Origin of the sequence: Calditerrivibrio sp. (assembly GCA_026415135.1) — a bacterium.
Taxonomy (GTDB): Bacteria; Chrysiogenota; Deferribacteres; order Deferribacterales; family Calditerrivibrionaceae; genus Calditerrivibrio.
Genome location: JAOAHS010000042.1, coordinates 15,892 through 39,067, shown reverse-complemented (window position 1 = coordinate 39,067; position 23,176 = coordinate 15,892). Strand labels below are relative to the sequence as shown.

Annotated in this window: 23 protein-coding genes; all 23 read right to left on the bottom strand. The window is 37.5% G+C overall.

Annotated elements, in window-relative coordinates:
- Positions 1-9 precede the first annotated feature (9 nt).
- Positions 10-1,404 (bottom strand): RNA polymerase factor sigma-54, encoded by a 1,395-nt coding sequence (gene rpoN / locus N3C60_08530; GenBank protein MCX8084949.1) that lies wholly within the window; start codon positions 1,402-1,404, stop codon positions 10-12.
- Entirely contained in the window at positions 1,401-2,120 is a 720-nt protein-coding gene (lptB, locus tag N3C60_08525; GenBank protein MCX8084948.1) for an LPS export ABC transporter ATP-binding protein, read from the bottom strand. The genes rpoN and lptB overlap by 4 nt, the downstream gene beginning before the upstream one ends.
- A complete protein-coding gene (gene lptA / locus N3C60_08520) occupies positions 2,062-2,589 on the bottom strand; it encodes a lipopolysaccharide transport periplasmic protein LptA (protein ID MCX8084947.1) in 528 nt (175 codons plus the stop codon). The genes lptB and lptA overlap by 59 nt, the downstream gene beginning before the upstream one ends.
- Entirely contained in the window at positions 2,579-3,115 is a 537-nt protein-coding gene (locus N3C60_08515) for an LPS export ABC transporter periplasmic protein LptC (protein MCX8084946.1), read from the bottom strand. The genes lptA and N3C60_08515 overlap by 11 nt, the downstream gene beginning before the upstream one ends.
- On the bottom strand, positions 3,082-3,582 hold the full coding sequence (locus N3C60_08510; GenBank protein ID MCX8084945.1) for an HAD-IIIA family hydrolase: 501 nt from the start codon (positions 3,580-3,582) through the stop codon (positions 3,082-3,084). Before N3C60_08510 ends, N3C60_08515 begins: the two co-directional genes overlap by 34 nt.
- A complete protein-coding gene (locus N3C60_08505) occupies positions 3,579-4,541 on the bottom strand; it encodes a KpsF/GutQ family sugar-phosphate isomerase (protein ID MCX8084944.1) in 963 nt (320 codons plus the stop codon). Before N3C60_08505 ends, N3C60_08510 begins: the two co-directional genes overlap by 4 nt.
- Complete coding sequence (gene kdsA / locus N3C60_08500; GenBank protein MCX8084943.1) at positions 4,538-5,305, bottom strand: 3-deoxy-8-phosphooctulonate synthase; 768 nt, start codon at positions 5,303-5,305, stop codon at positions 4,538-4,540. The genes N3C60_08505 and kdsA overlap by 4 nt, the downstream gene beginning before the upstream one ends.
- On the bottom strand, positions 5,302-6,924 hold the full coding sequence (locus N3C60_08495) for a CTP synthase (protein MCX8084942.1): 1,623 nt from the start codon (positions 6,922-6,924) through the stop codon (positions 5,302-5,304). The genes kdsA and N3C60_08495 overlap by 4 nt, the downstream gene beginning before the upstream one ends.
- Positions 6,917-7,648 (bottom strand): 3-deoxy-manno-octulosonate cytidylyltransferase, encoded by a 732-nt coding sequence (kdsB, locus tag N3C60_08490; GenBank protein MCX8084941.1) that lies wholly within the window; start codon positions 7,646-7,648, stop codon positions 6,917-6,919. The genes N3C60_08495 and kdsB overlap by 8 nt, the downstream gene beginning before the upstream one ends.
- A gap of 3 nt (positions 7,649-7,651) precedes the next feature.
- The gene (gene acpS / locus N3C60_08485) at positions 7,652-7,996 is read right to left on the bottom strand and encodes a holo-ACP synthase (protein ID MCX8084940.1); all 345 of its coding nucleotides are present in this window, start codon (positions 7,994-7,996) and stop codon (positions 7,652-7,654) included.
- Between the two features lie 3 nt (positions 7,997-7,999).
- Positions 8,000-8,728, bottom strand: a complete 729-nt coding sequence (locus N3C60_08480; GenBank protein ID MCX8084939.1) for a pyridoxine 5'-phosphate synthase — start codon at positions 8,726-8,728, stop codon at positions 8,000-8,002.
- On the bottom strand, positions 8,725-10,077 hold the full coding sequence (glmM, locus tag N3C60_08475; GenBank protein MCX8084938.1) for a phosphoglucosamine mutase: 1,353 nt from the start codon (positions 10,075-10,077) through the stop codon (positions 8,725-8,727). The genes N3C60_08480 and glmM overlap by 4 nt, the downstream gene beginning before the upstream one ends.
- On the bottom strand, positions 10,074-10,976 hold the full coding sequence (locus tag N3C60_08470; protein MCX8084937.1) for a CdaR family protein: 903 nt from the start codon (positions 10,974-10,976) through the stop codon (positions 10,074-10,076). The genes glmM and N3C60_08470 overlap by 4 nt, the downstream gene beginning before the upstream one ends.
- Entirely contained in the window at positions 10,960-11,745 is a 786-nt protein-coding gene (gene cdaA / locus N3C60_08465; GenBank protein MCX8084936.1) for a diadenylate cyclase CdaA, read from the bottom strand. Before cdaA ends, N3C60_08470 begins: the two co-directional genes overlap by 17 nt.
- Entirely contained in the window at positions 11,739-12,929 is a 1,191-nt protein-coding gene (gene folP / locus N3C60_08460; protein MCX8084935.1) for a dihydropteroate synthase, read from the bottom strand. Before folP ends, cdaA begins: the two co-directional genes overlap by 7 nt.
- Position 12,930: 1 nt before the next feature.
- Positions 12,931-14,745, bottom strand: coding sequence for an ATP-dependent zinc metalloprotease FtsH (gene ftsH, locus N3C60_08455; GenBank protein MCX8084934.1), 1,815 nt, complete (start codon positions 14,743-14,745; stop codon positions 12,931-12,933).
- Positions 14,746-14,750: 5 nt separating this feature from the next.
- Positions 14,751-15,284 (bottom strand): hypoxanthine phosphoribosyltransferase, encoded by a 534-nt coding sequence (gene hpt, locus N3C60_08450; GenBank protein MCX8084933.1) that lies wholly within the window; start codon positions 15,282-15,284, stop codon positions 14,751-14,753.
- Positions 15,284-16,561 (bottom strand): tRNA lysidine(34) synthetase TilS, encoded by a 1,278-nt coding sequence (gene tilS, locus N3C60_08445; GenBank protein MCX8084932.1) that lies wholly within the window; start codon positions 16,559-16,561, stop codon positions 15,284-15,286. The genes hpt and tilS overlap by 1 nt, the downstream gene beginning before the upstream one ends.
- On the bottom strand, positions 16,497-17,861 hold the full coding sequence (locus tag N3C60_08440; protein ID MCX8084931.1) for a glucose-6-phosphate isomerase: 1,365 nt from the start codon (positions 17,859-17,861) through the stop codon (positions 16,497-16,499). Before N3C60_08440 ends, tilS begins: the two co-directional genes overlap by 65 nt.
- Positions 17,862-17,878: 17 nt before the next feature.
- Positions 17,879-19,639 carry an ATP-dependent DNA helicase gene (locus N3C60_08435; GenBank protein ID MCX8084930.1) on the bottom strand — a complete coding sequence of 587 codons (1,761 nt, stop codon included), beginning with the start codon at positions 19,637-19,639 and terminating at the stop codon, positions 17,879-17,881.
- A gap of 3 nt (positions 19,640-19,642) precedes the next feature.
- Complete coding sequence (locus N3C60_08430) at positions 19,643-21,178, bottom strand: ATPase, T2SS/T4P/T4SS family (GenBank protein ID MCX8084929.1); 1,536 nt, start codon at positions 21,176-21,178, stop codon at positions 19,643-19,645.
- Positions 21,179-21,246: 68 nt separating this feature from the next.
- The gene (locus tag N3C60_08425; GenBank protein ID MCX8084928.1) at positions 21,247-22,137 is read right to left on the bottom strand and encodes a carbon-nitrogen hydrolase; all 891 of its coding nucleotides are present in this window, start codon (positions 22,135-22,137) and stop codon (positions 21,247-21,249) included.
- Entirely contained in the window at positions 22,130-23,155 is a 1,026-nt protein-coding gene (locus tag N3C60_08420) for an agmatine deiminase family protein (GenBank protein MCX8084927.1), read from the bottom strand. The genes N3C60_08425 and N3C60_08420 overlap by 8 nt, the downstream gene beginning before the upstream one ends.
- Positions 23,156-23,176 lie beyond the last annotated feature (21 nt).

Genomic DNA, 23,176 nt, shown 5'->3' with positions numbered 1-23,176 from the left:
TGTTTATTTTCATCTATTTTTTCTATCTGCTGTGGATGGTATCCCCATCTCTTCGCGATATTTTGCCACAGTTCTCCTTGCTATGTTAACACCTTTTTTAGCTAATATTTCAGAAATCTTTTGATCACTCAAAGGTCTGGATTTATCTTCATCATCTATTAAAGCTTTTATCATCGATTTTACCGAATCAGTGGTTATGTTACCACTATCAGTTTGAATCCCTTTTACAAAAAATGTCTTTATCTCAATAACCCCAAACTCAGTCATAGCATACTTACCAGAAGTCACTCTACTTATGGTGGACTCGTGTATGCCTATGTCATCCGCAATATCTTTCAATCTCAGTGGCTTCAATGCATCGAAACCTTTGAAAAAAAAATCCCTCTGAAACTTTACTATACTCTCCATAACAGAGATAATAGTAGATTTCCTTTGGTTCAAACTCTTTAAAACCCATAATGCACTTTTTACCTTTTCGGATATATAATCATAAGTATTTTTGTCCAGCCCTTTATCCTTGAGCATCTTTATATAATAGCCATTTATCTTTATAGAGGGGATAGACTCATCATTGGGGATTATCTCTATCTTATCATCTTTTTTTATCACATAAACATCAGGAACTATATATTTTGTTTGATTGTAATATTTCAAGCCAGGCTTTGGATCGGTTCTTTTGATCATACCTATAAGATCCTCCACATATTCTGTGGAGATATCCAGGGCATTTGCTAAACCTTTTATATCCATTTTCTCCAAAAGGGTGTAATGATCCTGTAAAATCACTTTTATTAGTTCTATATCATCCTGGACCACCCCCATATCCTCTAACTGCTTAACTACACATTCAGAAAGATTTGTTGCACCAACCCCAGAAGGCTCAAAATCCTGAATATGACGGAGAATCTTCCGAACTAAGTCCACATCCACCTTCAAATCGGCAGCAATGTTTTCAATAGAAGAAGCCAGATAACCATTTTCATCAATATTACCTATTATATAGATGCCAATCTCCTCCTCTTCCGGCGGTAAACCTAATATCTTTAGCTGAAAAATGAGATGATCCTCAAGAGACACTGACCTGGAAACAAACTTTTCAAAGTCCACATCCTCATCATCACTTGCAATGTATTTGAAATCCTCCCTATCAGAGAAGAAATCCTCCCATTCTATCTTTTTAAGATTTTCCAAATACTGATCTATCTCACTACTATTCTGTTCAAAGTCCTCTTTACTTTCAATAACCTCCAGAACAGGATTTTCCTGTAGAATATTATTTAGCTCTGTACTGAGTTCCGTAACAGTCATCTGAAGTATATTCAGAGATTGTCTCATCTGTGGAGTAATGAGGAGCTTTTGGCCGAGTTTTGTTTGAATCCCTAAATTAAGTTTTGCCCCTTTCATAGAGTAAATTCTTCTCCAAGATATCTATTGATAACGTCCTGATTTTTTACAATTGCCTCAGGTGACCCCTGTGCTAAAATCGAACCATCGGTAAGTATATATGCTCTGTCCGTAATCTTAAGCGTCTCCCTGACATTGTGATCCGTGATCAAAACACCTATACCCATAGATCTTAGCTTAAATATCATTTTCTGAATATCCATTACCGATATCGGGTCTATACCTGCAAAAGGCTCGTCCAATAATATTATCTTTGGATTTGTAGACAAGCACCTTGCAATCTCAACCCTTCTACGCTCACCTCCACTCAAAGAAAAACCCATACTGTATCTAACCTTTTCCAGATTAAAATCAGCTATCAACTCCTCTACTCTTTCCTTGATAAAAGAAGTATCCCTATGATTTATTTCAAGGGCTGCATATATATTGTCATAAACTGTCATCTTTCTAAATATTGAGGATTCCTGGGGTAAATAGCTGATACCCTTTTTGGCTCTTAGGTAAATAGGCTTGTCAGTTATATCCTCTTCATCGAGGAAGATTGAACCAGAATCCGGTTGTACAATACCAACAATCATATAGAACGTAGTAGTCTTCCCTGCTCCATTAGGTCCAAGCAGTCCTATAACCTCACCTTCGTTTACCTCTATAGAAACATCATCTACCACTGTTCTTTTTTTGTATATCTTTTTGAGATTCTTTGTCTTTATTCCCACCAAAACTTCCCTGTGTTTTATTATCTGGATAAAAAATTACTTTAACCCGTTTGTTTTCAGCTTTGTTTACAATTACTCTGTTGTCATTATTATATACTATTACTTCGTTACCTTCAAGATAATTTTCTCCCTGCCAAACTTTTGCATCTCCTTTAAGAACAAGAACATTCTCCTTCAACCTAATCTCAGCTTCCTTAGATAGGGAGTACATCCCCTCTTTTACCATTTTAACATTGCCAGTACAGAAGATTGTTTCCACTTCCCTGTTTTTATCAAAAACCACCTTCATCTCATCTGCAAAAAGTTTCATCTCTTTGTGGGTAGCCCTTACATTTCCAATAAAAAGAGAATACTGTTCTTTACCAAAATATTTCACACTATCTGACTCGATATTGATAGGGTAGCGATCACTTGCAAAACCAGTCGTAATAAACACCAAAAGAAATAGAACAAATATTTTACTTTTCATATTTCACCTCAACATTACCTATAAACTCCACATATACTTTATCCTTATCAAAATTCAATCTGTTAGATCTTATAAAATTTCTATCATCCATAGCCATAACTTCGCCTGTCACAAAACCCGAAGCCTTTTTTATATCATACACCAATTTACTATCTTCTTTAGTGGTGATCTTTAAATTATTGTAACTACCAGCAACATTTTTCTCAAGCACAACCTGCTTATCCCTTTCAAAAAAACATTTATCAGAAACACCACTTATCTCCTTCTTTAAATCGTAGTAATAAAAATCACACCCTTCAAAATCCACCTTTTCTTGTTCAAGAAATAGGTAAGCTTTTTTGGCTTTTAACCTATAAAACCCTCCGCTATCGATGTTAGCTTTCATTGAGAAATCCTCAATAAAAGAGATCACTTCTTTCTTTTCAATCTTTTTAGGTTTATTTATATCTACATAGATGCTATAACCAATGGCGATACATACCAGAGATGTAATTACAAGGAATATGAGTTTACTATTTCTTCCCACTTAACATTTCTCTTTAAAATTATTTCTATAAGGTGTCTTACCGCACCTTGACCTCCAGGCTGGGGAGTAACTATCTGGGCAAACCTTTTTACCACATCTGGGGCATCTGATACTGTAGCCGGCAAACCAACTCTTTTAAGTATAGGTATGTCATTTAGATCATCACCAATAAAGGATATTTTATCATCAGTGACATCCAACTTTTTCTTTATCTCCTCATATATATCCAGTTTTTCAAAATGTCCTTGATATACATGCTCTATACCCAGTTCCTGAGCGCGGATCTCTGTTATCTTAGAATACCTTGCCGAGATTATAGCAAGCTCTATCCCGTACTTTTTCGCAAGTTTTATTCCGAGACCATCCCTAACATGAAAGGATTTTATCTCCTCACCAGAAGCAGTATAGGTAATCTTACCATCCGTTAATACACCATCTACATCCATTATCAAAAGTTTAATGTTCATACTATCCCCTTTTTTAAAATGTCATGTATATGGATGATACCCTCCGGTTTACCATCCTTATCCACAGTAATAAGGGAGGTAATCGATTTGCTCTCCATAATCTGTAATGCTGTGGCAGCCAGTTCATCCTTATCTATCGTTTTTGGATTGAGGGTGCATACATCTATAACCTTTCTATCAAAAAGATCTCTAAACTTTTGCATACCCCTTCTTAAATCACCATCAGTTAAGATTCCGATGAGCTTACCGGAATCATCAACCACAGTTGTACAACCAAAACCTTTGCTTGTCATCTCAAAAATTGAATCAGAAACCTTACTATCTGCTTTAACAACTGGCAATTCATCACCTGTGTGATACAGATCCTCAACCTTTATAAGCAATCTTTTTCCAAGTGCACCAGAGGGATGAAACATGGCAAAATCCTCTTTTTTAAAACCCCTTTTGTTAAGTAAAACCACCGCCAAAGCATCCCCCAAAGCAAGAGCCACAGTAGTGGAAGCTGTAGGTGCTAAATTAAGGGGGCACGCTTCCCTTAAAACCGATGCATCTATCACACAGTCAGATTTTTTAGCCAGCGTTGAGTCAGTCCTACCCACCAAAGCTATGATCTTAACACCAAGCATCTTTATCACAGGTAAAATGGATATCAATTCATCCGTCTCACCACTATTTGAAATGGCTATTATACAATCTTTACTGGTAATAACTCCAAGATCACCATGGACACCTTCAGCAGGATGCAAAAATATGGAAGGGGTCCCAGTCGATGACAAGGTAGCTGCAATTTTTTTACCTATCAACCCTGATTTACCCATACCTGTAACAATTACTCTACCTTCACACTTAAGAATAATATGTACAGCCTTTTCAAAGTTTTCATCAAGGCGATCCATAGCCCTCAAAATGGCATCAGCCTCTATCTTCATTGTCTCTTTGGCAATATTAAGCAGATTCATAAAACAGACCTAATCCTCATTATCGCATCAAATATATCCTGAAACATTCTAAAATCTACCATATTAGGCCCATCACAAAGTGCTTTATCCGGCTCAGGATGAACCTCAAAAAAGAAACCATCTACCCCACAGGCAGCAGCAGCTCTGGCAAGATAAGGGATAAAACCCCTTTGTCCATCGGAACTACTACCTTTCCCTCCCGGTAGTTGCAAAGAATGGGTAGCATCAAACACCACTTCCACCCCCAAACTTTTCATGATTGGAAAAGATCTAAAGTCCACCACAAGGTTATTATAACCAAAGGAAGCACCCCTTTCGGTAAAGACAATCCTTTTAGCCCCACATCTTTTTAACTTTTCCTTGACATTACCCATATCCCAAGGTGCAAGAAACTGCCCTTTTTTCACATTTACCGTTTTACCACTTTTAGCAACAGCTTCCAGCAGATCTGTTTGTCTTGATAAAAATGCCGGTACTTGTATAACATCGGCTACCCTACTAGCCTTTTCCACTTCTTCCACCTGATGAACATCGGTAATAATACCAACCCCATACTTCCTTTTCACATAATCCAACATCATCAAACCATCATCGATGCCTGGCCCCCTGTAACCATCTGCCGAAGATCTATTGGCCTTATCGTATGAAGATTTAAAATAAAACTCCACATCATTGTATTTCGAAACAACACCCTTGAGGAATGCACACACCTCATCCAGCAGCTCTTTATTCTCAATAACACAAGGACCTGCAAAAAGTATCATTGTATTACCACCTTTTCATCCTTTTCGTTCTTATATTTATAAGCAGCAGATATAAAGGAGCTAAACAACGGATGGGGGTTCGTAGGCTTAGACTTAAACTCGGGATGAAACTGACATCCCAAAAACCATCTATGAGACTTAATCTCAATAATCTCAACCAGATCTTTTTCCAGATTATAACCGGATATCGTCACACCACCTTTTAAAAAGTCCTCTCTAAACTTATTGTTAAACTCCAATCTATGCCTATGCCTTTCAATGATCTCTCCCACACCATAACATTTGAAAGCCAGTGTATCTTCTTTGATGGTACATTTGTACCCACCCAATCTCATCGTTCCACCCAGTTTCTTTATATTCTTTTGTTCATTCATATAATCGATTACAGGATAAGGAGTTTTTGCATTAAACTCAACGCTATTAGCCCCTTCCATCCTAAGAACATTTCTCGCAAACTCTATGACTGCACACTGCATCCCCAAACATATCCCGAAAAAGGGGATATTCTTTACCCTTGCAAAATTCACTGCATTGATCTTACCCTCAACTCCCCTATCGCCAAAACCACCTGGCACCAAAATACCATTAACATCTTCAAAAAATTTATCTGGAGGCATCTTTTCTAAATCTTCAGCATCTATCCACTTAACATTGACTCTCAGCTTATTTTTTATACCACCATGAGTTAGGGCTTCATTCAAACTTATATATGCATCTTTAAGGTCCACATACTTTCCAACTACACCTATTGTCACCTCACCTTCTGGATTATTGAGCCTAAAGACGATCTCTTCCCACTTTGAGAGATCAAGGCTTCCTTCAGGAAGGTTTAACTTTTGTAAAACTACTCTATCAATCCCCTCACTATGAAGCAAGAGCGGTACCTGATAAATACTTGACGCATCGATAGCGTTTATTACACCATCCTTTGAAATGTTGCAAAAAAGGGCTATCTTTTTTCTGATCGAATCGTTAAGGGGGTACTCTGAACGACATACAAGAATATCAGGTTGTATACCTATCTCCCTTAACTCCTTTACAGAGTGCTGGGTGGGCTTGGTCTTCAATTCACCAGCACTTTTGATATATGGTACAAGAGTAACATGTATATAAACCACATCCTTTTCATCCAGATCGAATCTCAGCTGCCTTATCGCCTCCAAAAATGGTAAACTCTCAATATCACCAACAGTACCCCCAATCTCCACAATCACAATATCGAAGTCTGAGGAGAGCTTCCTTATGTTGTTTTTTATTTCATCGGTGATATGGGGAATAACCTGAACAGTGGCCCCCAAATAATCCCCTTTTCTCTCTTTTTCTATAACATGATGATATATCTTCCCGGTAGTTACATTACAGTCCCTGTTGGTATATGAGTTGAGAAACCTTTCGTAGTGGCCGAGATCAAGATCTGTTTCCGCACCATCCTCCGTAACAAAGACCTCGCCGTGCTGAAAAGGGCTCATTGTGCCGGGATCAACATTCAAATAGGGATCAAACTTCTTTATTATCACCTTATATCCTCTAAGTTCCAAAAGGGTACCCAACGATGCCGCAGTGATACCTTTACCCAATGAAGAAAGTACACCACCTGTCACAAAAATAAACTTAGCCATTTAACAACCTCTTAGCATATTTATTTGCCTCAATAAGATCCTCCTCCGTATCCACAGAAATACCTCTATAGTTAGTCTTTATCACCTTGATCTTATAGCCATTTTCAATTGCCCTCAGCTGCTCCAGTTTTTCTATCTCCTCCAAAAATGACTTCTCCAGTGATGTAAACACCCTAAGAAAACTCCTCCGGTATCCATAGATGCCGATATGCTTTAAATACTCCACTCTACCATGACCATCCCTGTCAAAAGGGATAACTGATCTCGAAAAATATATAGCATATCCATCCTTGTCCAGTACTACCTTAACAGTATTGGGGTTTCTGGCAGTATCAGGATCAATAGATACACATGCTGTATTCATTACGGCATCACCTTTTGCCAAATCATCTATCATATCGTCTATTAACTTAGGGTCGATAAAAGGCTCATCACCCTGAACATTTATGATTATATCACTTTCCAAATACTTGGCTACTTGAGCAACTCTATCCGTCCCAGAGGGGAGATCTGGATCGCTCAAAGTCACCTCTACCCCTTCTATTTTACGGCATTCATCAAATATCCTATTGTCATCAGTGACAACAATGACTCTATCCGCTTTACTTTTCTTACAATTTTGTATCACCCAGACAATCATAGGGACACCAGCAATCTCCTTTAAAGGTTTACCCTCAAGTCTGGTAGAACCATATCTAGCAGGTATAACAACAGCAGCGTTCACTTATCACCCCTTTAAAATACTAACCGCAATAGAATAATCCCTACCATGTGAAATTGAAACCTCAATATCCTCTCTTTTTATCCCTTTTAAAAACACAATCGGTTCACCTTTTTCACCATTTAGTATCTCTATATCCCTAAAAGAGAGCTGAGAACCTATACCAGTTTTAAAACTCTTAGAGATAGATTCTTTTGCAGCAAACCTTCCAGACAAAAACTGAAGGGAACCACCCCTTTTATTATAAATCTCTTTTTCCCTTTCGGTCAATATACGATTTAAAAATTTATCCCCAAACCTTTTTAAAGCACTATCTATTCTATCTATTTCAACAATATCACAGCCCAACATACATTACTCTTTATGGAACCTATCCAAAATGTTTTTCATCTCTCTGACTGCTCTTTCAAAACCCACCAAAACAGCTCTTGATACTATAGAATGACCAATATTAAGCTCATAGAAATGAAACACCCCGCACAAGTCTACAACATTTCTGTAATTTAGACCATGTCCTGCATTCACAATAAACCCAAGCTCTGAAGCATACTTAGCAGCGATCTCAATCTTCTTTAACTCCAAAGCATAATCTGGGGTATTTTCCGCTTCAGCAAATTTACCAGTATGTATCTCTATATATTTTGCACCTGTCTGGAGCGCCTTTTCTATCTGGACCTTATCTGGATCAATAAATAAACTTACTTCGATCCCGTTAGACTGTAAAACGTCCACCGTTTTGGCTACAAGATCAAAATTGTTAATCACATCCAACCCCCCTTCAGTGGTGAGCTCCTGTCTCTTCTCTGGAACAAGGGTACAGGTATTAGGATGCAACCTCAAAGCTATCTCCACAATATCATCATAGCAAGCCATTTCGAAATTTAACTTTACTTTTATCGTCTCCTTAAGGAGAAATATATCCCTTTCCTGTATATGACGCCTATCCTCCCTCAGATGTACAGTAATACCATCAGCTCCACCTAATTCAGCTAAAACAGCTGCGTGAACAGGATCAGGTTCTTTACCCTTTCTTGCCTGTCTAATAGTGGCCACATGGTCAATATTTACACCCAACTTCGTCATTCCATACTCCAACCGTTTATTTCTTTTACAGCAGTAGCCGAAATAGAGTTTGCTATATAATCTATTTTACTATAGTCCTGACCCTCCACCATAACCCTTAATTTATTTTCTGTCCCAGAATACCTTACAAAGATTCTACCCTCCTGTCCAAGTTGGTCAGAAAACTCCTTTATGAGGTGGGTTGTCTTGGGAAGATCTTTGATCGGTATCTTTTTATTCACAGAAACGTTCTTGAGCACTTGGGGATACGTAGATATAAACTCCTGCAATTCACTCAACCTTTTCCCAGACAAAACCATCACCTTGAAAAGCTGAAGGGCTGTAATTAAACCATCCCCAGTAGTATTATAATCGCTAAAGATAACATGCCCAGACTGCTCTCCTCCGAGATTCAGATCCAGATATCTCATCTTTTCTATAACATATCTATCTCCCACATCACAGCGTTCTACATAAATACCTATCTTATTTAAAGACCTCTCGAAACCCAGATTACTCATCACAGTAGCTACAAGCGTGTTATTTTTTAATAGCCCCCTCTCCTTCATGAATCTACCACAAATGCCCAACACATAATCCCCATCAACAATAGAACCATTTTCATCTACAAAGATAGCTCTATCCCCATCCCCATCAAAGGATACACCAACATCTGCTCCAACCTCAATCACCTTTTTAGCAAGCTCTTCAGGATAAACAGCTCCACAGTTATCATTTATGTTATATCCATTCGGTTTGTCATTTATGATCACAATATCAGCACCAAGTTCAGCAAAAGCCATCGGAGCAACCTTATACGTTGCCCCATTAGCACAATCCACTACTATCTTTAGACCACTTAGATCATAGTTCTTATCAAAGGAGCTTTTGGCAAACTCCACATACCTTCCAATAGCAGTCTCAATTCTTGTTACCCTACCTATGATGGGTTCAAGTTCTATCATATTGTCATCTATAATCTTCTCAATCTGAAGTTCTAACTCGTCCGGCAGCTTGTACCCATCACTGGAAAAAAACTTAATCCCGTTGTCGTAGTAAGGGTTATGAGATGCTGAGATAACTATACCTGCATCCGCCCGGAGACTTCTTGTTATAAACGATATAGCAGGAGTTGGCAAAACACCCACAAGTACAACATCCATACCCATTGAACAAAGCCCAGAGGCTATGGCATATTCAAACATATAAGAAGAAACCCTTGTATCCTTACCAATAACTATCCTATGTTTTTTATGGCCATTTCTAAAAACTTTTGCCGCAGCCTGACCAAGCTTGAGTGCAAAGTCTGGTGTCATAGGGTATAAATTAGCCTTTCCCCTAACACCATCTGTTCCAAAATACTTTCTCATTGTGTTACCTCTATCTTTATACTCTTTGGTTCCACTTGTAACAATTCCACATCACCGGGAAGATTTAACACCTTTAGAGGAACATTGTAAATACCCTTTTGAGTGATCCCTGTAGTATTAGCCTTAATAGACAGATTATCCAAACTAATTATCTTATCGCTTCTACCTTTGACTGTAATATCTACCCTGTCCTTTGATAAAACCCTAAACCTCAAACCACCCCATGGTCTTTCCAGCAATACAGGGATGTTAAAAAATGTCTTTTCTATTATATTTTCAGCTATCTTAACTTCCACTTCCACTTCTTGGGGTTTTGCATCTGAAATCACATCAGTTACCTTTATCCCTATCTTTTGTTTGAAGGATCTACTTGCATCTGACAGGTTTATAGGTAGTGTTTCAACATTTTCCAAAAGTCTGATTTTCTTGTTAGTACCGAAGATTGTAACTGTTTGGGGGTTAATATTTACAGAAACGATCTTATACCCATCTTTTAATTCACCAACAAAACTTGGCACAACCTTAACCTGTTTCTTACCAACCTTATCGATGGTTATTCTTACATCCTGTGGTTCTACTCTTATCAGACTTATCCCAGATGGCAATATAATATCTGATGGTTTTATTCTATACAGGTACTCCCCATGTTGAAACCCAGAAAGATCAATTTCGATCTTTATATCATTAAATGTAAAAGATTTCATAGATATCTTGGGCCCTTTAACAAGAACAGAAACGAGGTTTGTATCGGTAAAAGCTTTTAACCCTTCCATCTCATTTTTAAATTTAACTGGCACATAAAAGCTTGTCTCTTGCTGTTCTGATGTAGCCACAATAAACCACACTATAATGGCCAATAATATGCTGATCAATTTTAACAAATTATTGCTCAGCATCATGATGGACCTCTTTGATGGAATCAATTTTAAATATATTATGCAACGTCTCCCTTAAGGTATCTGAGTCAAGTTCAGATGTGAAATTCCCTCTATACGAAACGGTAATGGTCCCCCTTTCTTCGCTAACTACAATACAAACAGCGTCCGTCTCTTCAGTAATACCCATTGCTGCCCTATGTCTAGTACCAAACTTCTTATCCAGATCAACCCTTTTTGTAAGAGGTAAGATTGTCCCTGCATAAGTAATTTTCCCATTAATTACTATCACAGCACCATCGTGCAAAGGGGAATGGGGGATAAATATACTTATAAGAATATCCTTATTAAGATCAGAATTTAGCGTTGTACCCACCTGAATATAAGGTAACAGATCGATTTCCCTTTGGATTACTATCAAGGCTCCTATCTGCTTATTGGCTAACACTGTTACAGCCTTTACAATCTCATCTATAATAAAAAGATTTAGACTATTGTTTTTATTAAAGACTTTTGTATCCCCTATGATTGCCAAAGCCCTTCTTATCTCAGGCTGAAAAAGTATAATGATAGAAAGAAAAAGATAACCAGTCAAGTTGCTCAATACCCAACTTGTAGCTTTAAAACCAAAAAGTGTAGAAAATGATGAAAAAATAAGTATAATTATAACCCCCAGCGTCATCCTTAGGGCGATTGTCCCCTTTATTAGCAAAAGGACTCTGTAGATCAAAAAGGCAATTATTGCAATATCCACCACATCAAAGATGGTAATCGATCTAAAAACCTCTAACATCTAAACCCTACTTCCGAATAAAAATTAACGAGCTTGAGCATATCCAGAGTTTCCTCCAGATCATGACTCCTTACTACATCAGCCCCATTGAGAAGGGCTATTGTTTCCGCCACTTTTGTTCCTAATAATCTTTGGGATACATCCTTGCCGAGAACATTTCCTATCATAGATTTTCTCGATATCCCCACAAGCACTGGTACACCCAAGCCTCTAAACTCCCTTAGGTATTTGAGTATCCTATAGTTATCCTCCAAACTTTTACCAAACCCAAAACCTGGATCTATCATTATATTCTTGATATCTATTCCACTATTCAATGCTATCTCTATACCATCGTGGAGATACCTTTTAACCTCCTCCAAGAGGTTATCGTATTGGGGGTTGTTCTGCATAGTTTTTGGAGTACCCTTTATATGCATCAGTACTACACCTGCTCCAAATGCCCCACAAACCTTTGCCATCTCTTTATCAAACCTCAATCCGCTAATATCGTTTATAATATGAGCACCCATTTCAAGGGCTTTTTTTGCCACTTCAGATTTGTAAGTATCCACAGAAACAATAAAACCCATACTTACAGCCATCTCTAAAGCAGGTGTTATGCGCCTTAACTCCTCCTCAGCCGGAACACTTTCTGCACCAGGTCTAGTGGATTCACCACCGATATCAACCACTTCTACCCCAAAACTCCTCAGCTTTATCAAATGGTTTTCCAAATACTCAAGATTCTGAAACCTTCCACCATCACTAAAAGAGTCAGGGGTAACATTCACAATAGCCATCATCTGTTTTTTTTTCAGATTCAACAATCTATCACGACACTGAAAAGCCCTCTCACCTTTATCTGCTAAGAATCCTCTAAGTCTATCTGCCACCTCTTTTAACCCAAAAGGCTGGAGATCAAGCCTTTCCGATAAGATCCTAATTCCCCTTATATCTCCACAGATAAGTACATCCGTCATATCAACCGAACAATCCACAGCTCCTCTATGCACCACAGCGTCTATTCCAGATGCAATAGCTTCCTGTTTAACAATATTAGCCGCAGCTGGCTTCATACCTTTTATCTTGATATTCAAAGGAATACCCCTATCAGTAGCTCTAAAGGAATAAGGATGAGCCCCAATCTTGCCACATTCATAAACCAATCTGTCTTTATCAGAATCTATAACCTCTAAAAACATATCAAGATATCTGAGATGCACCATTAACCTTATCTATCAGTTCATCTATATCCTTACCCTCTATGGTTTCCTTTTCTAACAACAGCTCAGCCATTGAATGTAATAACTTTATATTGTTTGACAAGGTGTCCTTTGCATGCATATAAGCGCTTAAAACAATTTTTCTTATCTCATCATCTATGATCTCTGCTGTTTTTTCACTATAATTTTTATGTGTAGCCAACTCCTTGCCTAAAAAGATAGCCTCATCCTTTTTACCAAAAGCTAACGGACCTAAAACTTCACTCATGCCCCAAGAGCAGACCATATTTCTTGCTATATCTGTAGCCCTTTCTATATCGTTTCCTGCACCTGTACTTATTCTACCAAACACAATCTCTTCTGCAGCTCTACCACCCATTAAAACAGATAAACGGGCATTGAGGTACTCTTTAGTATAAATATATTTATCATCCTTTGGTAACTGCTGGGTAACACCAAGAGCCATACCCCTTGGAATGATACTCACCTTGTGAACTGGATCAGAAAATGGGGTAAACCTCGCCACTATTGCATGCCCCGCTTCATGATAGGCTGTAACCTTCTTCTCTTCTTCAGAAATAGCCACAGAACGCCTCTCCTTACCCATTATCACCTTATCCTTAGCCTCTTCAAAATCATCCATATTGACTTTCTCTTTATTCTTTCTTGCAGCCAAAAGAGCCGCTTCATTGACAAGGTTGGCCAGTTCTGCACCAGCAAAACCTGGAGTGGATTTGGCAATAACCTCTAAATCCACATCATTCCCCAGCGGCACCTTAGAAGCATGGACCTTTAAGATCTCTAATCTACCTTTAACATCAGGTCTTGGAACCACCACTTGTCTATCAAACCTACCTGGCCTTAAAAGAGCTGGATCTAAAACATCAGGTCTATTGGTAGCCGCTATCAAAATAACACCTTCAGTAGATTCAAAACCATCCATCTCCACCAGTAATTGATTCAATGTCTGCTCCCTCTCATCATGGCCACCACCTAGGCCAGCACCCCTGTGCCTACCGACTGCATCTATTTCGTCTATGAAAATAATACATGGAGCATTTTTCTTACCCTGATCAAAAAGGTCCCTAACCCTTGAAGCACCAACACCCACAAACATTTCAACAAAATCGGAACCACTGATACTAAAAAATGGAACACCAGCTTCACCAGCTACCGCCTTTGCAAGTAATGTTTTTCCAGTCCCTGGAGGTCCAACTAATAAAACCCCCTTAGGGATCTTACCCCCCAAACGTTGAAACTTGTGGGGATCTTTTAAGAACTCTATAATCTCCACAAGCTCCTCCTTTGCCTCATCACAACCAGCAACATCCTGAAAGGTAACCTTTCTCTGGTCAGGTGTGAGTAATCGAGCCCTACTTTTACCAAAACTAAACGCTTTACCCCCTCCCTGCATCTGTCTCATAAAGAAGATCCAGACTGCTATTAGCAGTATCATAGGCAACCATGAGATGAGCACCTGCATATACCATGGATTTTGATCAGGTGGTTTGGCATAAATCTTCACTTTGTGTTCATTTAACAGAGAAACAAGGGATGGATCATCAGGAGCATAGGTTTCAAACTGCTCATTGTTTTTCTTAAACTCACCAGTGATAAATTTCTCTTTTATAACCACACTCTTTACATTATCCTGCTTTACCTGCTCTATAAAGTCTGTATATGAGATCTTTTTTTTGATCCCTTGACCTGTGTTAAAAGCATTAAACATCACCACCATTATAAGGGCAATCACAAACCATAACGTAATATTTTTATAAAAATTGTCTCTCATCATACCCCCTAAGTATTTAGCTTTAAGACCGATATATCTCTAAGGTTCCTATAATAACCGTTGTAATCCAAACCATACCCCACCACAAACTCATCGGGTATTGTAAAACCGCAGTAGTCAGGATTTATATCTGCAAGTCTCCGTGAAGGTTTATCAAGGAGTGCACATATCTTAAGACAAGAAGGATTTCTCACAGAAAAAAGTTTTCTCAAATAGTTTATAGTAAGGCCTGTATCAATTATATCCTCTACTAGTATCACATTTTTTTTCTCCACTGGTCTATCAACATCACATATCAGCCTTACAATACCGCTTGAAGTGGTTCTGGCGCCAGAATAGCTTGAGACAGAAACAAAACTAATCTCCATAGGTAGATCTATATACTTAACCAGATCAGCCATAAATATCCAAGCACCCTTTAACACGCCCACAACCAAAAGCTCTTCACCTTTAAAGTCATTGGTGATTGTTTCTGCAATGAGCTTAACCCTATCGATAATCTCATTGTAACTTATTAAAACTTCCAGATTGTGTTTTTCCATCAATCCTCCATGCTATAAATCTTTATCTCTTCATTCCCTTCATATACAGACTCAACCCAGATAATATTACCTTCCTTTTCCACAACAACTAACCTATCCCTGTCAAACAGATCGATTTTTTTATCTATCAATATATCCTTTAATTTCTTTCCCGCAACCCTATCTCCAGTTCTTCTGTTTCTAACAATAAGGCTGCTTTGCTTCAGATCACCGCTAAATTTTATATATTTACACAATTTTGGTAAAAAAACAATATCAACTGTTTCTTTTTTAAAAAAATTATAATCTTCTATCAATTCCCTGTGGAATACCATCACCTTCTCAAAGGACACCTCAAACAAAAAACGATCTGGTAGATTAATACGCTTTGATTGCCCATCAAGAAGATCTATTGCATTATCGATATGCTGTTTCTCCACCCTAAAAAAGCGCTCCATCATCTTTCCTATGATATACCTTTTTTCAAGCCTTGTTCTTTTTACTAAATCCTGCTTACTAGTATAACAGAGCTTATCACCCCAAACAATTTCAATCGAAGAAAAGTACCCCTCTAAGAATATCTTCAGATCCTCAGATTGTTCCTGAATGGAGAAGATATTTTGCAAAAAGCCTTTGTTATAGCTTCTTATCTCCGGTAATATCCTATGCCTAACCCAGTTTCTAACGTAATCCTCGGAAAAATTTGTCTCATCATCCACATATTCAAGATCATATTTCTTCAGATATTTTTCGATCAAATCCCTACCCACACCCAAAAAAGGTCTTATTACTTTAGTATCATTAAAACCTTTTAGGTTATAGATGGCACAACCTGTAAACAGCTTAACAAAAAAGGTCTCCAACATATCATCCAGATGGTGGGCAGTGGCGATATAACCCATATTGAACTTCTCCAATACCTCACAAAGCGACTGATAGCGCAATCGCCTTGCCGCATCCTCCACAGATGTTTTATTATTCTTTAGAAAAGTAGGAACATCTATCCTCTTTGAAACAAACTCAATACCGTATCTACTACAAAAATCTTCACAAAACCTCTCATCCCTATCACCCAGTTCTCCCCTTAAGCCATGATTAACATGACATGCCATTAAAATGATCTTCAGTTTGTCCCTATGCCTATTTAAAAAATGCAGGAGAGCCACAGAGTCTCTCCCTCCTGAAAAAGCCACTAAAAGTCTTTTGCAATCACATGGTATCTTCTTAAAACACTCATTCAATAATAAAATCTCTATCTCTTCGGTTGAAGCTTTCAAATTCTTTCCGTTTTTCATCATACCCTTTCCTGTTCAAAATACCATAAGCATAATCCTTACCCTCTTCAACACCTGGCTGATCAAATGGATTGATATTGTTTATTATACCGAGAGTGGCCACCACATACTGATAAAGCATAAAAAGGTAGCCCATACTAAACTCATCGAGATAGTCCACCACAACCTTCATAGAAGCCCTTGATGCTTTCTTTAGCGCTGCCTCTGTAGCATACAGCTCTGTATTGAGCAATCTATTGAGATCAACTCCATCTAAGTAATTATAGTTTTCATACCAACTACCATCTAAATCGAGATTAAAATCATGCTTACTTAGTTCTAAAAAAGTTATAAATTTATCAAAAGGCCCTTCTTTATAAAGCTGCAATTGGGAATGTTGATCTATTGTCCCTACAGCACCAACAGGTGTGGAACCGAAATAAACCTCCCTGCCACTTAAATCATACCTCTTACCGAGGCTTTCTCCCCAAAGTTGGTTAAACCACTCAGAAAAACTTTTCAGCCTTGACGAATATGGCATAATCACATTTATATTCTTGCCTCTAGTAAGATAGATATTGTAAATAGCTGTCATAGTGAGATATATGTTCTTACCGTTATGGATAAAATAGGCAGCCCCCTCTAATATTCTTTTAATATCCACCCCCACAAGGGCAGCAGGCAACAAACCAACAGCAGATAAAACAGAATATCTACCACCTACATTTGGTGGAACAGTAAATGCAAGGATATTAAGCATCCCCACAATCTTTCTAAGATCACCTTTGACAGGATCTGTGATAGCCACAAGATGATCTTTCAGATCCACAGCATGTTCATTAAACCATTTATAAACTATCAAAAAGTTTGCAGCTGTTTCCACAGTACTGCCAGACTTGCTTATGACAATCGCCAAAGTTCTATCTGGATCACAATGCTTTAAAATCCAATATACCTTAAAAGAGTCCACATTGTCCATGACCCAGAACCTAGGGAAAAACCCCCTTTTATCCTTTGAAAGGCAGTTATAGCCATAAGGTAAAAGCCCATTAGTTATCGCCTCAAACCCCAACGAAGAACCGCCTATACCTATAACAATAACATCATCATACCTACCAGCCCCCTCTTTAACAAAATTTAAGAGATCTGAGATATCAGATTCCACGAGTTTTGGGAATCCTACCTCCCCCTTTTCCACCATTTGACTCAATTTGATGAGGCCTTCGTTAGCCAGGTTGAGGTGTTCATTGAGTTCTTCGCTGGTAATACCATCTGTAATATGCTCTCTCATGGCAAAATTGTAATCCAAAGATACCTTTCTCATCTTATCCTCCTAAAAAATTACCAAAATTTTCCAACTTTACCAGCACCCTTAAGTACGTCCAAAAAGTACTTACCATAATGTTCTGTTCTTATTCTGCTATCCAGAATAATCCAATACCCTCTATCTTTTTCATTTCTTATCAGACGACCCACAGCCTGTTTGAAAAATATAACCGCTCTTGGAAGATAATACCCTTTAAATGGATCTTTATATTCTTTTTTGTAGTGACCCAATTTTGCCTCTACATAAACATCTGAAATATTTTCAAATGGGAGCTTATCGATGATAACATATTCTATACCTTTATTACCAAAATCAATCCCCTCTCTGATGATGGAACAACCCAATATGATGGTATCTTGTGTAATATTTAAGCTCTGCAAATCATCCGTTTGATAATACACCTTTTTATCTTTAAAGGAATCCTTTATAAACTTACCAATCTCCTGCATATGACTTGTATTATTGAATATAACAATGGCAGCACCCTTATTTTTTGAAAAAAAATCTTTATAAAACTTTTTCTTATCCTCCAAACTAACAAGATACTCATCATGAATATACGCTTTCCCTTGAGAGAAAAGATTATTTTCAGGTACCAACTTCAAGGTAATCACCGTATCATCAAAACCCAACTCCTTCTTTATGTAATCAAAAGAATTATCAAAGGTAATTGTAGCACTTACCAAAAGCATACTATTAGCAGCTTCCTTTACACCATCAACAAACTGCTTACCTGCATAAATGGGAACATTTCTCAAATTGAAAAAATCACCATTTCCCTCAACGACCTTCACACCATTTGTATCTTTGATCTTTTTCATCGTTTCCCAGTATCTTTCCATGACAGAGTACTCATCATCTGGAACTAAATTATGAAATTTATCCCACATTTCGGATACAAAATTAACACATTTTTCTTGAAAATCGTCATCCAGTTTTTTCCTATTGATATTTTGTGCTTTTATACACAAAGCCATGTATTCTTGTTCAATTTTTTTAATCAAATTATCACCTATGAACTTTCGATTCTCCCTTGCAAAGCTCAGTAAGGAACGAAAATTTAACTCTTCTCCCAAATAAAGGGGGAAAATATCAGCAACAGAATGAGCCTCATCAAAAATGATATGCTCAGCAACCTCAAAATTAAAACTATTACCAAATTTCAGTCTCATAGCGATATCAGCTAATATCATATGGTGATTGGTTATTACAATATCCGCTTCATTGGCAAGATTTTTTGCATTATAAAAGGAACAGGATTGAATATAAGGACATTTGCCCCCAATACATTGATAACTATCAGCGGTAATCTTATTCAACACATCCCCACCAAAGTTCAACATATAAACTTCTGTTATTTTATTATCCAATATACCGTTTGCCCATTCCACCACTTCAGGATAAATATCTGAATATGGCACAATAAACTTCGAGTATCTATAGTGACAGAAATAATTTCTCCTACCTAATAGTGTAGCCACTTTATATTCTTTATTTTTAAAAATTTTCTTAATAATAGGTATATCTTTCAGTAAAATCTGATTCATAAGCTGTTTTGATTTGGTGCTAATGATAGTTCTTCTACCCAGTTCAAAGATCGGAACAAGATAAGCTATAGTTTTCCCATAACCAGTAGGTGCTTCTGCTACAATATCTTTATAATCTTCCAGATAACGAAAGAGATCCTCAGAGAACTGAACCTGATTCTCCCTATAGGTATAGTTTTGAATTAAAGCAGGTAAGTAATTATCTTTGAAGTATTTACTTACTGACATCTACTAACCACTAATCTTAGCTAATCTCTTAAACAACTCTACATCAAGGGCATAGCTTTCAGCCACATCATAAGATATAAGATTTTTTAAAAACAGATCAGCCATCTGCACCTCAAAGGGCTGATACTCACCAGTACCCCTCATCTGGGTATTTATGATATTAAAAGAATTATCCCGTATGATTTTTTTCAATTTGAAGTTGTTAGTACAATACTCATAGATAAAGTACTTGTTCTGACTTTTCTTGCCCGGTATAAGCCTAAAATTCACAAATAGATTTATATTGTCTGCAAGCCTATTAAGGTGGTATTTATAAGCCTGTTCCCGTTCTGTATACAATATACTTTCTAATGTTGAAGGGATACTGTTTGACTCCACTGAGACATAGGCTGGTCTTCCTGCCTCAACAAATTTGTATATATAATTTAGAGTCTCCGCTGAATCCAAATTGTCAAAAAAGAGGATATTTGGATCAAAATCGTTCAAAAGGTCGTTGAAGTCCTTTCTACCCTTTATATTTTCTTTTTCAATCTGTATTATGTTAGACTTATGATTTCTGATAGACTCATAAACCCTATCCACAACATAAAGCATATTAATATTTCTGGTGGAATTAAAATAATCTATTATCGCATTCAACATTGTCGATTTACCATGACCGAAAGGTGCAATGAGAAAGATTATCCCTTTTACTGGCTCAATGAGATTTTTGTATATGTCCTTAGAGAGATTAAAACTGGAGATATCTGTTATAACAGATGAATGGTTTATGACGAGGATAAAAAAAGAGCTTTTCTCCTTATAAAAGTTCACCGTAAATCTTTTGGAATCTATTAGCCTTTTTACGCTAACAAACCCATTGGCAACAAGTGTTTTTCTATCCGATTCATCACAAACCTCTTTTATAATGTTAAGGATATGGTTTTTTGTAAATTTCTCATAAGGTATCTTTTCCACATAGTTGTACTTTTTGATAAAAGGTGAAGAGTTCTCTTTAAAAAATATCCGTTCTATTTTGTTATCAAAATTAATAATAGTCATAATAAGATTATCAAAATCTTTTCCCCCCTGCATCATCAATTCCAACGATTTAAAATGATAATCCTTTGTCCCATAGGGTAATTTTTCCAGATCATCCAGCATACGATCCACGGTAGTCTCAGAAAGTAATACTGGTATAACCGTTTTCCCCAAATTAAACGATATTTCATCCAGATCTTTTAAGATATTCACATTGTTTATACCCACGTAAGCTTTCTTATCCTCTATTTTGAGGGGAACAATCCTGTAGTTTTTTAGAACATCAAAGTTAAATTCCTTTTGGACAGACTGGGGTATCACGATCTCCTTTATATTGAGGTATTGAAGGCCATATTGTTCTGCTATTATACTTAAAAGCTGATCTGAGGTAAGATAACCCATTTTTACAACAAGATCACCCAGCTTCTCCTTTGTTATTTGCTGTTTGGCCAGGAGCTGATCCAGATCCTCTTTGGTTAAAATCTTTCGTTCTATTAATATCTCACCTAGTCTTTTCATATAAAACCCCATCGTTTCGATAATATAATTATAAAAGATATTTCATTTTTGACAACAAAATATAGGCATCAATCAATACATCTTTTGATTAAATCACCATAAGCATCTATTCTACGATCCCTAAAGAATGGCCATATTCTCCTGACCTTTTCTACCCTTGCCAAGGGGATATCTATATAAACATTTTCTTCATTCTGATTGCCGGCACAGCAAAGAATCTCCCCTTGTGGTCCGGCTACAAAACTATTGCCCCAAAACTGTATACCTTTACCCAAATTATCGAAGGGATCCTTTTCGTAACCCACCCTATTGACAGAAACAACAAACAATCCATTGGCAACGGCATGGGCCCTCTGGGAAATTACCCATGCATTCAGTTGTCTCTCCTTTTCCTCAACATTATCCTCCGGGTCCCAGCCTATTGCAGTGGGATATATCAATATCTCTGCCCCTGCAAGGGCCATAAGTCTTGCAGCTTCGGGGTACCATTGGTCCCAACAGATCAACACCCCCAACTTCCCCAGAGATGTCTCTATGGGTTTAAACCCTAAATCACCCGGTGTAAAATAAAACTTTTCATAAAAACCTGGATCATCAGGTATATGCATTTTTCTATATATCCCCGCAATACTTCCATCTCTATCAAAAACCACAGATGTGTTATGATACATTCCAGCCATCCTCTTCTCGAAAAGAGATGTCACCAACACAATACCAAGCTCCGAAGCAAGCCTGGAAAAATGCACCGTGGATTTACCCGGTATCTGCTCAGCCAGATCAAAGTACTCCACAGCTTCCCTCTGACAAAAATACAGAGAGTTGTGTAGCTCCTGGAGAACGATTAGATTAGCACCCTTCCCAGCAAGATACTTTATATTTTCAGTAAGTTTTTCTATGTTCTCATTCACATCAAAAGTATTAGACTGCTGAATCAAGCCTATCCTTAATATTCTACTCATCAATTACCCCCACAGGATATTGCATAGTTACACAGTGTAAAGAACCATGCTGTCTTATTAAAACTGAACAATCCACAGGTACTATCTCCCTATCTGTAAAAACACTTTTTAGTATATCAATAGCCTCTCCATCCTGCTGACACCCATAAATTGGAACAAGAACGGCATCATTTATAATGAGAAAATTAGCGTAAGTCGCTGGTAAACGCTCACCATTGTAATATATGGGATCAGGTAGAGGGATAGGTACCAGATTATACTCTCCTCCGTTTGGTCTTCTTATACTTTTTAATTCATCTTCCATCTTCGTCAATTCCTCATAATGAATATCATCATGTGAGTAACACTTAACATAGCATATAGTATTCCCATTACAAAATCTTGCAAGGGTATCTATATGGCTATCGGTATCATCCCCTTCTAAAAAACCATGGGTAAGCCAATGTACCACATCGATTCCTAAATCCCTTTTTAATCGCTGTTCTATCTCCTTCTGCGATAGATGTTCATTCCTATTTAGAGAAAGCAAACACCGGGTAGTCGTAAGCAAAGAACCTTCCCCATCTGTTTCGATACTACCCCCCTCGAGTACAAGGTCATGATGGTGCTCTATCTTTACTAAATCAGCAAAGATCCCTTTTTCATACATCAATCTCGTTATCTGGTTATCATAGTTGGACGGAAATTTCTGTCCCCATCCATTAAACCTATAGTTTAGAATCTTAGGCATTCTATTTTCAAAAACTGTAATACCCCCATGATCCCTTGCCCAGGTATCATTATTTATTGCATCAAAATAAATCACCTTATCTGATGGTAGATCAAAGGTAAGCTTTTTTATCCTATCAATATCATGACCTACTATAATCAATTTTTCCCGTTTAGTTACCTCATTTGCAATATTTAAAAAGCATTTCTCAGCTTCATCTAAATAGTCTCCCCAGTCAGTATCTTTATGGGGCCAGGTTATCTGCACACATGATTGTCTGTACCATTCAGGTGGAAAATATCTTGTCATACTTTAATAATAGTTTAACAT